The organism is Streptomyces sp. NPDC058872 (assembly GCF_042743065.1).
Classification (GTDB): domain Bacteria; phylum Actinomycetota; class Actinomycetes; order Streptomycetales; family Streptomycetaceae; genus Streptomyces.
Genome location: NZ_JBHYMK010000054.1, coordinates 1 through 12,148, shown reverse-complemented (window position 1 = coordinate 12,148; position 12,148 = coordinate 1). Strand labels below are relative to the sequence as shown.

Annotated in this window: 11 protein-coding genes; 5 read left to right on the top strand and 6 right to left on the bottom strand. The window is 70.9% G+C overall.

Going from position 1 to position 12,148, the window contains the following annotated elements; all coding sequences use genetic code 11:
* Positions 1-274: 274 nt before the first annotated feature.
* From ACFW22_RS27830 to ACFW22_RS27810, 5 genes are all read right to left on the bottom strand, one after another.
* Positions 275-1,948, bottom strand: a complete 1,674-nt coding sequence (locus ACFW22_RS27830) for an FAD-dependent monooxygenase (protein ID WP_386409587.1) — start codon at positions 1,946-1,948, stop codon at positions 275-277.
* A gap of 192 nt (positions 1,949-2,140) precedes the next feature.
* Complete coding sequence (locus tag ACFW22_RS27825) at positions 2,141-3,031, bottom strand: amino acid ABC transporter permease (RefSeq protein ID WP_386409585.1); 891 nt, start codon at positions 3,029-3,031, stop codon at positions 2,141-2,143.
* Positions 3,028-3,702, bottom strand: coding sequence for an amino acid ABC transporter permease (locus tag ACFW22_RS27820; protein ID WP_386409583.1), 675 nt, complete (start codon positions 3,700-3,702; stop codon positions 3,028-3,030). Before ACFW22_RS27820 ends, ACFW22_RS27825 begins: the two co-directional genes overlap by 4 nt.
* Positions 3,703-3,822: 120 nt before the next feature.
* A complete protein-coding gene (locus ACFW22_RS27815) occupies positions 3,823-4,644 on the bottom strand; it encodes a glutamate ABC transporter substrate-binding protein (protein WP_386409581.1) in 822 nt (273 codons plus the stop codon).
* A gap of 53 nt (positions 4,645-4,697) precedes the next feature.
* The gene (locus tag ACFW22_RS27810) at positions 4,698-5,483 is read right to left on the bottom strand and encodes an amino acid ABC transporter ATP-binding protein (protein ID WP_386409579.1); all 786 of its coding nucleotides are present in this window, start codon (positions 5,481-5,483) and stop codon (positions 4,698-4,700) included.
* Between the two features lie 298 nt (positions 5,484-5,781).
* Here ACFW22_RS27810 and ACFW22_RS27805 point away from each other — a divergent pair, with 298 nt between their 5' ends.
* Positions 5,782-6,495: a response regulator transcription factor gene (locus tag ACFW22_RS27805; protein ID WP_386409577.1), complete on the top strand. Its 714-nt coding sequence runs from the start codon at positions 5,782-5,784 to the stop codon at positions 6,493-6,495.
* A gap of 18 nt (positions 6,496-6,513) precedes the next feature.
* Positions 6,514-7,944: an ATP-binding protein gene (locus ACFW22_RS27800; RefSeq protein WP_386409575.1), complete on the top strand. Its 1,431-nt coding sequence runs from the start codon at positions 6,514-6,516 to the stop codon at positions 7,942-7,944.
* Between the two features lie 27 nt (positions 7,945-7,971).
* On the opposite strand, the gene ACFW22_RS27795 is transcribed toward ACFW22_RS27800, so the two are convergent.
* On the bottom strand, positions 7,972-8,970 hold the full coding sequence (locus ACFW22_RS27795) for a TAXI family TRAP transporter solute-binding subunit (RefSeq protein WP_386409637.1): 999 nt from the start codon (positions 8,968-8,970) through the stop codon (positions 7,972-7,974).
* A gap of 416 nt (positions 8,971-9,386) precedes the next feature.
* On the opposite strand from ACFW22_RS27795, the gene miaB reads away from it, so the two are divergent.
* From miaB to ACFW22_RS27780, 3 genes are read left to right on the top strand one after another with little or no spacing between them, the layout of a single operon-like run.
* Complete coding sequence (gene miaB, locus ACFW22_RS27790) at positions 9,387-10,919, top strand: tRNA (N6-isopentenyl adenosine(37)-C2)-methylthiotransferase MiaB (RefSeq protein ID WP_386409573.1); 1,533 nt, start codon at positions 9,387-9,389, stop codon at positions 10,917-10,919.
* Positions 10,920-10,963: 44 nt separating this feature from the next.
* Positions 10,964-11,272: a hypothetical protein gene (locus ACFW22_RS27785; protein WP_386409571.1), complete on the top strand. Its 309-nt coding sequence runs from the start codon at positions 10,964-10,966 to the stop codon at positions 11,270-11,272.
* 54 nt (positions 11,273-11,326) lie between these two features.
* The gene (locus ACFW22_RS27780) at positions 11,327-12,100 is read left to right on the top strand and encodes a class III extradiol dioxygenase subunit B-like domain-containing protein (RefSeq protein ID WP_386409569.1); all 774 of its coding nucleotides are present in this window, start codon (positions 11,327-11,329) and stop codon (positions 12,098-12,100) included.
* Positions 12,101-12,148 lie beyond the last annotated feature (48 nt).

Here is a 12,148-nt window from a genome sequence, read left to right as displayed (position 1 = left end):
AGGGTGTTCCCGCAATGGACATCTACATGGGGAGCTTCTGGAGCGAGTCCTTCTGACGCGGGGGGACAGAAGGACTCACTCCTTCACGCGGTGCCCCGGGAGTGAGGCCATGTGCAGCACTCCACCTGATCGCTCCTGATCGCGCAGGGGAAGGGCCGGGGGCGGGGGCGCGGTGGGCCCGCGTTCTGAGGGCCTTGGAGAGCGAGTCGTCCGACACCGGGGTGGCGGCAGTGCCCGGCACCCTTCCAGACGTCCCTGCACACGGGGACGGGGCTCACACCACGTCTGCCGTGCGCCCGTTCTCCGTGGACACTTCCGGGGCTTCCTCGGCCGCTTGCGGTTCGTCAACCGGGCCGCCGCGGACCGCGTCGGCTGCCGCGTACAACTCCTCCGGACGAACCCCCGAGAAGGCGGCGACGAGATGTCCGTCGGGTCGCACGAGCAGGACTGCATGGGCCGGGGCCCCCGGATAGTCCTCCGTCACCAGGACCTCGGCCTTCGCCGGGAGTGCTTGGACGGCTTCTTCGAGCCGCGGCATCACTCCGGCGCTCTGCCAGTGCCGTCGATCCCACACTTCGGTGCCGGGGGCGACCAGGAGCACCAGGAGGCGACCCTGGCCGAGCCGGTCCCTGAGCCGCACGGTCGTGCCGTCGGGGGCGGTCACCCGAACGTCCTCGACCGGGGCGCCCGGAGGAGTGCCCACGGGCGTCTGCCCCTCGGTGTACGGGGGGGAGAGGGGGGAGTGGGGGTACGCCGGAGGGGCGCCGAGCGGACCGCGCCCCAGGTGGCCGTCGGTCAGCAGGGCGTCATGGCTCCGCGCGGCTCCGGGGAGGTACGTCCGAAGCCCCCCGCCGCCGCGCAGTACGGGAAGCGATTGGTCCGCTGCGCGCAGCCGGGTGGCGACGGCGGTTCGCCGCTCGCTCTGGTAGCTGTCGAGAAGCCGGTCCGAGGCTCCGTGGTGCCAGGTGTGTGCGAGTTTCCAGGCGAGGTTGTCCACGTCCCGCAACCCCTCGTCGAGGCCCTGGGTGCCGACCGCGCCGACCAGGTGTGCCGCGTCCCCGGCGAGGAAGACCCGGTCGACCCGCCAGCGGCGGGCGAGTCGGTGGTGCACGGTGTGGACGCCGGTGTCGATCAGTTCGTACGGGGGAGTCATCCCCTCGCACCAGCCGGCCAGGGTTTCGCGGATCCGGGAGACCAGCGCGTCCGGGGTGACCAGGTCCCCGCGGGGCGGTAGGAGCCAGTCGATGCGCCACACCCCGTCGGGCAGCGGGCGCGCGGTGATCTCTTCGGCACCGCGCCACGGGGGCTGACGGTGCAGCAGGGCCTCCCCCGGCCAGGGGAGTTCGGTGCGCAGCGCGGCGACGGCATGTCGTTCCACGGCGGTGCGTCCGGGGAAGCGGATGCCGAGCAGTTTGCGCACGGTCGAGCGGGCCCCGTCGCAGCCGACCAGGTGGCTGCCGCGCCACCAGGTGCCCTCCGGCCCCCTGGTGTGGGCGATGATCCCGTCCCGGTCCTGCTCGATGCCGTCGAGGCGGGCCTCGGTGACGAGCCGGATCAGTTTCTGACGGGAGATGGCGTCGCGCAGTCCGCGGGCCAGGGCGTGTTGGGGAATGTGCAGCGGGGCGGCCGGGGGAGCGGGAGCACCAGGCGCTTCTGACCACTCCTCCGTCCCGCCGAGCCCCAGGTCGAGGGCGAGGCTGCGGACCACCTGGCGACGGCGCATGCCGCGCCAGCCGACCCAGCGCACGCCTTCGTCACGGAGGGTCGTGCAGCCGAGCCGCTCGACCATCGAGGCCATGTCGGCGCGGAGGACCACGCTCCGCGCCGGTCGGGGCTCCTCTTTTCCGCCGCTCTCGTCGAGCACGACGCTGGGCACGCCCTGTGCGGAGAGCGCGAGGGAGAGCGCGAGGCCGACCGGCCCCGCGCCCACGATGATCACCGGATCCACGGCGCGGCTCCTGAAGGCCGGATGGTCATGAGGGCAGCACAGAGGAGTGTGGCACGAGCCCGGTGGTTGATCACAGAACGTATGCAACCCACTGAGGGTTCCCGCGTCAAGCGACGGGGTGGGCGCGGTGCGGTCGACCTGGTGTCGATGCCGCTCCGGCCCACCCCGTGGGTGTCATGGACCCCTCTGGGATCAGGTGCCGCTGGTTGCTTCCGACTTCACCTCGGGGGCTCCCGCCTGGGCGGGGAGGGGGACCGAGGGTGACTTCCGGCCCTGCCGGAGTCGCTTCTCCAGCCGGGCGGCGAGGCTGGTGAGAAGGAAGTTGATGGCAATGTAGATCAGCGCGATGACCGTGAGGGTGGCGATCGTGTTGGCGCCGTAGTTGGCCGTGATCTGCCGGTTCTGGCTGAGGAGCTCCGCGAAGCCGAGCATCGCGCCGCCGAGTGCGGTGTCCTTGACGATCACGACGAGCTGGCTGACCAGGGCGGGCAGCATGACGGTCACGGCCTGCGGCAGCAGGACGTGCATCATGGTCTGCCCCTTGCGCATGCCGAGTGCCACGGCCGCGTCGCCCTGCCCCCTGGGCAGCGAGAGGACTCCGGCCCGGACGACCTCGGCGATCACGGAGGCGTTGTAGAGCACCAGACCGGTGACGACCGCGTACAGCGGGCGGAAGTCGGAGCTCACGGTGGTGAACTCGCGGTAGGCCTGGTTGGCGAACACCATCAGGAGTAGTACCGGGATGGCGCGGAAGAACTCCACCACCATGCCGACCGGCACGCGCACCCAGCGGTGGTCGGAGAGCCGACCGATGCCGAGGGCCGCGCCGAGCGGCAGCGCGATCAGGATGGAGAGCGCGGCGGCCTTGAGGGTCTCGGTGATCCCCGGCAGGAGGTAGGTCGTCCAGACCTCGGAGTCCGTGACGAACGGGCTCCACTTGTCCGCGTCCAACTGGTGCTTGGCCGCCAGGGCGGCGAGCACCCACCAGGCCACGAGGGCGAGCACCACCAGGAAGGCGATCGTGTAGAGGAGGTTGCGCCGCTTGGCGCGCGGGCCGGGGGTGTCGAACAGGACGGAACTCATCGCTTCACCGCCAGTCGTTTGGCCGCCCAGCCCAGGAGCAGGCCGGTGGGGAGGGTGAGGACGATGAAGCCGAAGGCGAAGATGCTAAAGACCGCGAAGAGCGCGTCGGCCTCGTTCTCGATCATTTCCTTCATCAGGAAGGCCGCCTCGGCGGCGCCGATCGCGGCGGCCACGGTGGTGTTCTTGGTGAGGGCGATCAGGACGTTGGCGAGCGGGGCGATCGCGGCACGGAAGGCCTGCGGGAGGACCACCAGGCGGAGCACCTGGCTGAAGCTCAGGCCCAGCGCACGGGCGGCCTCCGCCTGGCCCGGCGGGACGGTGTTGATGCCCGAGCGGAGCGCCTCGCAGACGAACGTGCCGGTGTAGGCGACGAGTCCGAGGACGGCGAGTCGGAAGCCGATGCTCTCGGACCGGTCTCCGCCGAGCGTGACGAGCAGGGTTTGGTTGAGCCCCAGCAGACAGGCGACGATGACCACCGTCAGCGGGGTGTTCCGGACGGTGTTGACGTACCCGGTGGCGAAGCCGCGCATCACCGGGACGGGGCTGACGCGCATCGCGACCAGGGCGGTGCCCCAGACCAGCGAGCCGATCGCCGAGTAGAGGGTGAGCTGAGCCGTCACCCAGAAGGCGCCGAGCAGGTCGTACTGCCCGGAATCAAGAAAGTCGAACACGATGCCCCGCGCTCTCCCCTGGTGGTCGGTCGGTGTGGGGGCCGCCGCGTGGGCGGCGGCCGGTGCCGGTGTGACGGCCGCCCGAGCGGGGGCGGCCGTCACCGCGGAGACGGGGGCGGATCAGTCCTCGATCGCCGGGGCGGCCTCGGACTTGTAGCCGGAGGGCCCGAAGTGGGTCTGGACGAGCTTCTCCCAGGTGCCGTCGGAGACCATCTTCTTCAGCGCCTCGTTGATCTTCCCGCGCAGCTCCTCGTCGCCCTTCTTGAGGCCGATGCCGTACTTCTCGTCGCTCATCCGGAGGCCGGCGAGCTTGAACTTGCCCGCGTGCTCCTTCTGCGAGGCGTAGCCCGCGAGGATCGAGTCGTCGGTGGTCAGGGCGTCCACGGCCTTGTTCTCCAGGCCGGTGAGGCACTCGGAGTAGCCGCCGAGCTGCTGGAGGTCGGCCTGCGGCGCGAGCTTGTCCTTGACGTTCTGCGCGGAGGTGGAACCGCTGACCGAGCAGAGCTTCTTGGAGTTGAGGTCCTCGACCTTGGTGATCGAGTTGTCGTCGGCGCGCACCAGCAGGTCCTGGTGGGCCAGGAAGTACGGACCGGCGAAGTCGACCTCCTTCTTGCGCTTGTCGTTGATCGAGTAGCTGGCGACGACGAACTTCACGTCACCGTTCTTGATCAGGTTCTCGCGCTCGGCGCTGGGCGCCTGCTTGAAGTTGATCTTGTCTTCGGAGTAGCCGAGCTCCTTGGCGACGTAACGGGCGACGTCGACGTCGAAGCCGGCGTACGTGCCGTCCGGGGTCTTCAGGCCGAGGCCCGGCTGGTCGAACTTGATGCCGACGGTGATCTTGTCGCCGTTGCTGCCGGAGTCGGAGCCGCCGCCACAGGCGGTGGCGGTCAGGGCGAGGACGACGGCGGCTGCCGCGGCGACGGAGGCGTTGCGAAGCTTCATGGAGGAAAGTCCCTTGAGTAGACGTGAGTTGGGAAGAATAGGTCCGAACTCGCTCAGTGGTGAAGGATCTTGGAGAGGAAGTCCTTGGCCCGGTCGCTGCGCGGGTTGCTGAAGAACTCCTCGGGCGCCGCCTGCTCGACGATGCGACCGTCGGCCATGAAGACGACCCGGTTGGCGGCGGAGCGCGCGAAGCCCATCTCGTGGGTCACGACCACCATGGTCATGCCGTCCCGGGCCAGCTGCTGCATGACCTCCAGGACCTCGTTGATCATCTCCGGGTCGAGGGCCGAGGTCGGCTCGTCGAAGAGCATCACCTTCGGGTCCATCGCGAGGGCGCGGGCGATCGCCACGCGCTGCTGCTGGCCGCCGGAGAGCTGGGCGGGGTACTTGTCGGCCTGGGTGCCGACCCCCACCCGGTCGAGCAGGGTGCGGGCCTTCTCCTCGGCGGCCTTCTTCTCCGTCCTGCGGACCTTGATCTGGCCCAGCATCACGTTCTCGAGCACCGTCTTGTGCGCGAAGAGGTTGAACGACTGGAAGACCATGCCGACGTCGGAGCGCAGGCGGGCGAGCTCCCTGCCCTCCTGGGGCAGTGGCCTGCCGTCGATGGTGATCGTTCCGGAGTCGATGGTCTCCAGTCGGTTGATCGTGCGGCACAGGGTCGACTTTCCGGACCCGGAGGGTCCGATGACGACCACGACCTCGCCGCGGGTGATCGTCAGATCGATGTCCTGGAGGACATGCAGGGCACCGAAGTGCTTGTTCACGTCGGACAGTACGACCAGGTCGTCCGCGGCGTGCGCGGTGTCCTCGGGGCCTTTGGACACTGACTCTCCGCTCATCGGCCTTTTGCTCCGTCCTCCTCGGTTGGGGAGGACACTAGAGACCCGATGTGATGAGCGTCATCACATCTGAGCGGAAATTGAGGATAACGATACGGCTTCAAACGGACACACCGCGTGAACGTGACGCGGGTGGTCGTACCGGGTGCATAACAGAAACAGGGGTGCAACAGGCGGGCACTTGACGGGGACGCCGATGTTCGGTGTTCATGCCTTGGTACCACCTGGTACACAGAAGGGCCGCCACCGGCGGATCGCCACAGACCGCACCACGATCACCACCACGGAGGAGGCACGCATGCGACTGCTGCTCGTCGAGGACGACGACCACGTCGCCGCCGCGCTCTCCGCGATCCTCGCCAAGCACGGCTTCGCCGTCACCCACGCCCGCAACGGCGAGGAGGCGCTGCAGGCCGTGCTGCCCACGGCACAGGGCGAGCGCCCCTCGTACGGAGTGATCCTGCTCGACCTCGGCCTGCCCGACCAGGACGGCTACCAGGTCTGCGGTCGCATCCGGAAGCTCACCACCACTCCCGTGATCATGGTGACCGCGCGCAGCGACGTGCGCTCCCGGATCCACGGCCTCAACCTCGGCGCCGACGACTACGTCGTCAAGCCCTACGACCCCGGCGAGCTCCTCGCCCGCATCCATGCCGTCAGCCGGCGCAGCACCGGAACCGAGGAACCGGCCGGTGCCCCGGGAGCCGTCGACGGGACCCTGTTGCAGCTCGGCTCCGTCACCGTCGAGTTGCCCACCCGGCGCGTCAGCGTCGACGGCGAGAGCGTCCCGCTGACCCGCAAGGAGTTCGACCTGCTCGCCCTCCTGGCCCAGCGCCCCGGAGTCGTCTTCCGCCGTGAGCAGATCATCAGCGAGGTGTGGCGGACCAGTTGGGAGGGGACCGGCCGCACCCTGGAGGTGCACGTCGCCTCCCTGCGCTCCAAGCTGCGGATGCCCGCTCTGATCGAGACCGTGCGGGGCGTCGGCTACCGCCTCGTCGCCCCCTCCGCCTGACCCCGGACGGCTTTCCGCGTGCGCACCCGACTCCTTCCGCTGCTCATCGTGCTCATGGCCGGGGTGCTGCTCGCCCTCGGTTTCCCGCTCGCCGCCAGCCTGGCCGCCTCCGAGCAGCAGCGGGTCGTCGTCGACCGGCTCGACGACGCCGCCCGCTTTGCCGCGCTGGCCCAATTCGTCAGCGAGAACCCCTTCGGCACCGATGAGCGGCGGATCACCCTCCGTGGCGAACTCACCAGCTACCACGACGTCTACGGCATTCGTGCAGGGGTCTACTACCGCGACAACCGGGCCATGGCCGCGGCCCCCGAAGGCTGGGTCGTCCCGTACGAGGGGGAGGCCCGGCGCGCCTTCAACGAGGCACTGCTCGGGCGCCGCAGCCATGATCCGCCGCAGGTTTGGCCCTGGCAACGGGACGCCGTCCTCAGCATCGCCTCGCCCGTGGTCCGTGACGGAGACGTCGTCGCCGTCGTCGTCACCGACTCGCCCACCGGGCGGCTCCGTTCCGAGATCCTGCGCGGCTGGCTGCTGATCTTCGTGGGCGAAGCCGCCGCGATGCTGCTCGCCGTCGGTGCCGCCTTCCGGCTCACCGGCTGGGTGCTCAGGCCGGTGCGGGTGCTCGACGCCGTCACCCACGACATCGCCACCGGCCGGATGAATTCCCGTGTGGCCGCCGCCGGTGGACCGCCCGAACTGCGCCGTCTCGCACGCTCGTTCAATGAGATGGCCGATCACGTCGAGGATGCGCTCGAACAGCAGCGGGCCTTCGTCGCGGACGCCTCCCACCAACTGCGCAACCCGCTGGCCGCCCTGTTGCTGCGGATCGAGCTGCTCGCCCTGGAGCTTCCCGAGGGCAACGAGGAGATCGCCTCCGTCCGGACCGAGGGGAAACGCCTCGCCCAGGTCCTCGACGACCTGCTCGACCTCGCCCTGGCCGAGCACACGGCCGCCGAGCTGAGGCTCACCGACGTGGGGGCACTCGCCGAGGAGCGGGTCGCCTCCTGGCGTCCGGTCGCCCAGGACAAGGGCGTCGCCCTGACCGCAGAGTGTGCCGCGGCGACCGCTTGGGCGGATCCGGTGGCCCTCTCCAGCGCACTCGACGCGGTGATCGACAACGCGCTGAAGTTCACCCCGCCCGGCAAGGAGGTCGTGGTCGTGGTCGCGCTCGCCCCCGACGGGGCGGGCGTCTCCGTCGTCGTGGCCGACCACGGTCCCGGCCTCACGGAGGAAGAGCTCGCCAGGGTCGGAGACCGCTTCTGGCGTTCCGGCCGGCACCAGAACGTCAAGGGTTCGGGCCTCGGCCTCTCCATCGCGCGCGTCCTGCTGGCGGCGGGCGGCGGCGGCATGGGCTTCGCACCGAACGAGCCGCACGGACTGCGGGTCACGGTCACCGTCCCGCGGCACGCTCCCGCCGAGCGGGAGGCCGGTCGGGGCTCCGGCGGACGGTAACGGCGGGAAGGCCGGGAGGCGCGGAGGTCAGGGCTTCACCGAGCGGTAGTAGCGGCGGGCGCCGTCGTGGAGTTGCAGGGGATCGGTGTAGACGGCGGTGCGCAGGTCCACCAACTGGGCCGGATGGACCTGCCGGCCTATTCCGTCCCGGCTCCTGATCACCGTGCGGGTGAAGCCCTCCACCAGGTCCTCATCGGCGTCCACCGTGGTGACCAGGAGGTTCGCCACCGCCAGGGTCTCCACCGACTGTCCGTCCTGCGCCTTCGCATAGGTGTCCGCCGGGATGAGCGCCGACCGGTAGTGCCGGGTCGACTCGCCCACGTCGTGGAACCCGTCGACCAGGTCGGCGTCGAGCGGGAGAAGCCGGATCGGGAAGCGCTCGGACAGCGTCTGCATCGCCTGGGTGGGCAGGCCGCCCGACCAGAAGAAGGCGTCGAGACGGTCCTGCTCCAGGAGCACCGGCATGGTGTCGATGCCGGCCGAGACCGGTACGACGTCCCGGTCGGGGGTCAGGCCCGCTGCCGCGAGGACCCGGTCGGCGATCAGCCGCACCCCGGAGCCGTCCTGCCCCACGCCGACCCGGAGTCCCCGCAGGTCCTTCACGCTCCGCACTGACGAGCCCTTGCGCACCGCGAGCTGCACGTAGTCGTCGTAGAGCCGTGCACAACTGCGCAGCCGCTCGAAGCCGGGCAGGCGGTCGCGCTGGTACTGGGCCACGGCGTCGGCCGTCGCAATGGTGAAGTCGGCCTCGCCGGTCGCGACCCGGGCCAGGTTCTGCTGGGAGCCCTCGCTGTCCTCGAGCGCTATCGAGACCTCGGGCAGGTCCTGGGCGAGGGCCTGTTGGAGCAGTCTCCCGTAGCGCTGGTAAACGCCGGTGGGCACCCCCGTGCTGAAGGTGACGGAGCCGCTCGGGGAGGGGGCGCCGTACGGATACAGCCACCAGGCCAGCGCCCCGCACAGCACGAGCAGCGCGGCCGGGAGCACCAGGGCACGGCGGCGGGCGGCACGGGAGAGCGAGGCGAGCATGCGGCGATCCTGCCAGCTCACCGCCTCCCCTGACCAGGCTCGTCGGAGCGTCGGATCCCGGGTGGCTCCGCCGAAGCGGTGAGCGGTCCTTCCTGCGAGGGCGGCACCGTGTGTCCTGCCGGGCCCCACGGGCACCTGCGGCTAGCGTCGGAGAACGTTCGGTGATCTTGAGGACCGTCCCCTGTCCGCTCCTGGCACCCCCTTCCGAGCCCGTCGAACGGCCCCCCGTCCCCAGGGGGCAGCACACCCGCGTCGAATCCGTCGGCACGTCCCGTGCCGACGGGGCCCGCCCCGCCCGTTCGTCAGCGCCCGGAGGAACGTCCCCGCCGGGTCGCCCCGTCGTCCCCGGACCGCGGTACCGCGAGGCCCGGGAACGCGGGGGAAGGCGCACTGCCGGGCCCCCTTACCCTTGAGGCATGACCAGCAGCAGTGACCGGGCCGGAGCGGTGGACGAAGTGGGCGTTACTCGAAGCTACGAGATCCGCACCTACGGGTGCCAGATGAACGTCCACGACTCCGAGCGGCTCTCCGGTCTGCTGGAAGAGGCGGGCTACGTCCGTGCTCCCAAGGGCGCGGACGGCGACGCCGACGTCGTCGTCTTCAACACCTGCGCGGTCCGTGAGAACGCCGACAACAAGCTGTACGGCAACCTCGGTCGACTCGCCCCGATGAAGACCGCGCGTCCCGGCATGCAGATCGCCGTCGGCGGCTGTCTCGCGCAGAAGGACCGCGACACCATCGTCAAGAAGGCCCCGTGGGTCGACGTGGTCTTCGGTACGCACAACATCGGCAAGCTCCCCGTCCTCCTGGAGCGCGCCCGAGTCCAGGAGGAGGCGCAGGTCGAGATCGCCGAGTCGCTGGAGGCGTTCCCCTCCACGCTGCCGACCCGCCGCGAGTCCGCGTACGCGGCCTGGGTCTCGATCTCCGTGGGCTGCAACAACACCTGCACCTTCTGCATCGTCCCCGCCCTGCGCGGCAAGGAGGAGGACCGCCGTCCCGGCGACATCCTCGCCGAGATCGAGGCACTGGTCGCCGAGGGCGTCTCCGAGATCACGCTGCTCGGCCAGAACGTCAATGCGTACGGTTCGGACCTGGGCGACCGCGAGGCCTTCTCCAAGCTGCTGCGTGCCTGTGGCGGGATCGAGGGCCTGGAGCGGGTCCGCTTCACCTCGCCGCACCCCCGGGACTTCACCGACGACGTCATCGCGGCCATGGCCGAGACGCCGAACGTCATGCCGCAGCTACACATGCCGCTCCAGTCCGGCTCCGACTCGATCCTCCGCGCCATGCGCCGCTCCTACCGGCAGGAGCGCTTCCTAGGGATCATCGAGAAGGTCCGCGCGGCCATTCCGCACGCGGCCATCTCCACCGACATCATCGTGGGCTTCCCCGGCGAGACCGAAGAGGACTTCGAGCAGACCCTGCACGCCGTTCGCGAGGCCCGTTTCGCGAACGCCTTCACCTTCCAGTACTCCAAGCGTCCCGGAACCCCGGCGGCGACCATGGAGGGGCAGATCCCGAAGGAGGTCGTGCAGGCGCGCTACGAGCGTCTGGTCGCCCTCCAGGAGGAGATCTCCTGGGAGGAGAACAAGAAGCAGGTGGGCCGCACCCTGGAAGTCATGGTCGCGGAAGGCGAAGGACGCAAGGACGGCGAGACCCACCGCCTTTCCGGCCGCGCCCCCGACAACCGGCTCGTCCACTTCACCAAGCCGACCGAGGACGTCCGTCCCGGCGACGTGGTGACCGTCGAGATCACCTACGCCGCCCCGCACCACCTGCTCGCCGAGGGGCCCGTCGGGTCGGTGCGCCGCACCCGTGCGGGCGACGCCTGGGAGAAGCGCACCGCAGCGGTCGCCGCCAAGCCGGCGGGCGTGTTGCTCGGCCTTCCGAAGATCGGCGTCCCGGAGCCCCTGCCCGCGGTTGACGCGCCGGCCTGCGGGAACCACTGACACGGGGCGCACATGCGTCACACCGGCCGCCGGAGGGGGAGCACGTGGGGAAATGGGTCGTCGTCGCGCAGTTCGTGTCGGGGGACTCGTACCTGACCGAGGTCGTCGCCCGGATCTCCGGCACCCGGGAGGACGCCCGCAGAGCCATGCGGGCCGCCACCCGGACGTGCCGGACGCCGATGCGGGAGAAGTGGCGCGAGGTGTACCGCCTCCCGGGTGGGGACGGCTACCTCGTCATCGTCAAGGGAGCCGCGACCCTCAGCGAGGTCACCCTGACCATCGCCGAGATGGTCTACGACTCGGCCGACCCGACCGTCGAGGCGGAGGCCGGGGAGGAAGAAGCCGTCGTCTGATCCTCCCCCGGCCGGGCCCCGGAGATCGGACCACCGGGCAGTAGGCTGCGGATCATGCTTGTCGCCGCTGCCGTCTGCCCCTGCCCGCCGCTCCTCGTGCCCGAGGTCGCGACCGGCGCCGCCCCCGAGCTGGACGCCGCCCGGGCAGCCTGCGTGGACGCGGTCGGACTGCTCGCCGCCGCCCGCCCCGAGCGGCTGTACGTCGTCGGGCCCGTCGGGGCGGGCGCCCACGGCGCTTACCCGGGCGGTACGACGGGCTCCTTCGCGGGCTTCGGCGTGGACCTCTCCGTGCGCCTCGGCGAGGGCCCGTCCGGGAGCGGCGCCGACCGTTCCGCCGACACCGCCCCCCTCGCCGAAGGCGACGGGGCGCTCCCCGGCGAACGCGGGACCCTTCCCCCCTCGCTCGCCGTCGGCGCTTGGCTCCTCACCCGCACCCACTGGGCCGGCGCACCGGTCGAGGGCCTGGGGGTCGACGTGGCGGCCACGCCCGACCACTGCGCGGGCGCCGGCCGTGAGCTGGCCGCCTCCGCGGAGCGGGTCGCCCTCCTCGTCCTGGGCGACGGCAGTGCCTGCCGGACCGTGAAGGCCCCCGGCTACCTGGACGAGCGGGCCGCCGGCTTCGACGCCGAGGCCGCCCGGGCGCTGGCCGCGGCGGACACGGCCGCGCTGCTCGCGCTGGACGCCGGGCTCGCGTCCGCGCTCAAAGCGGCCGGCCGGGCCCCCTGGCAAGTCCTTGCGGGTGCTGCCGAGGGCGCCGGGCTCGACGGCCGACTGCTCTTCGAGGACGCTCCGTACGGCGTGGGGTACTTCGTCGCGGCCTGGTCCTGAACGAGGGCGCCGACCCTACGGCGGACGGCCACGGAACACGATGTTCCC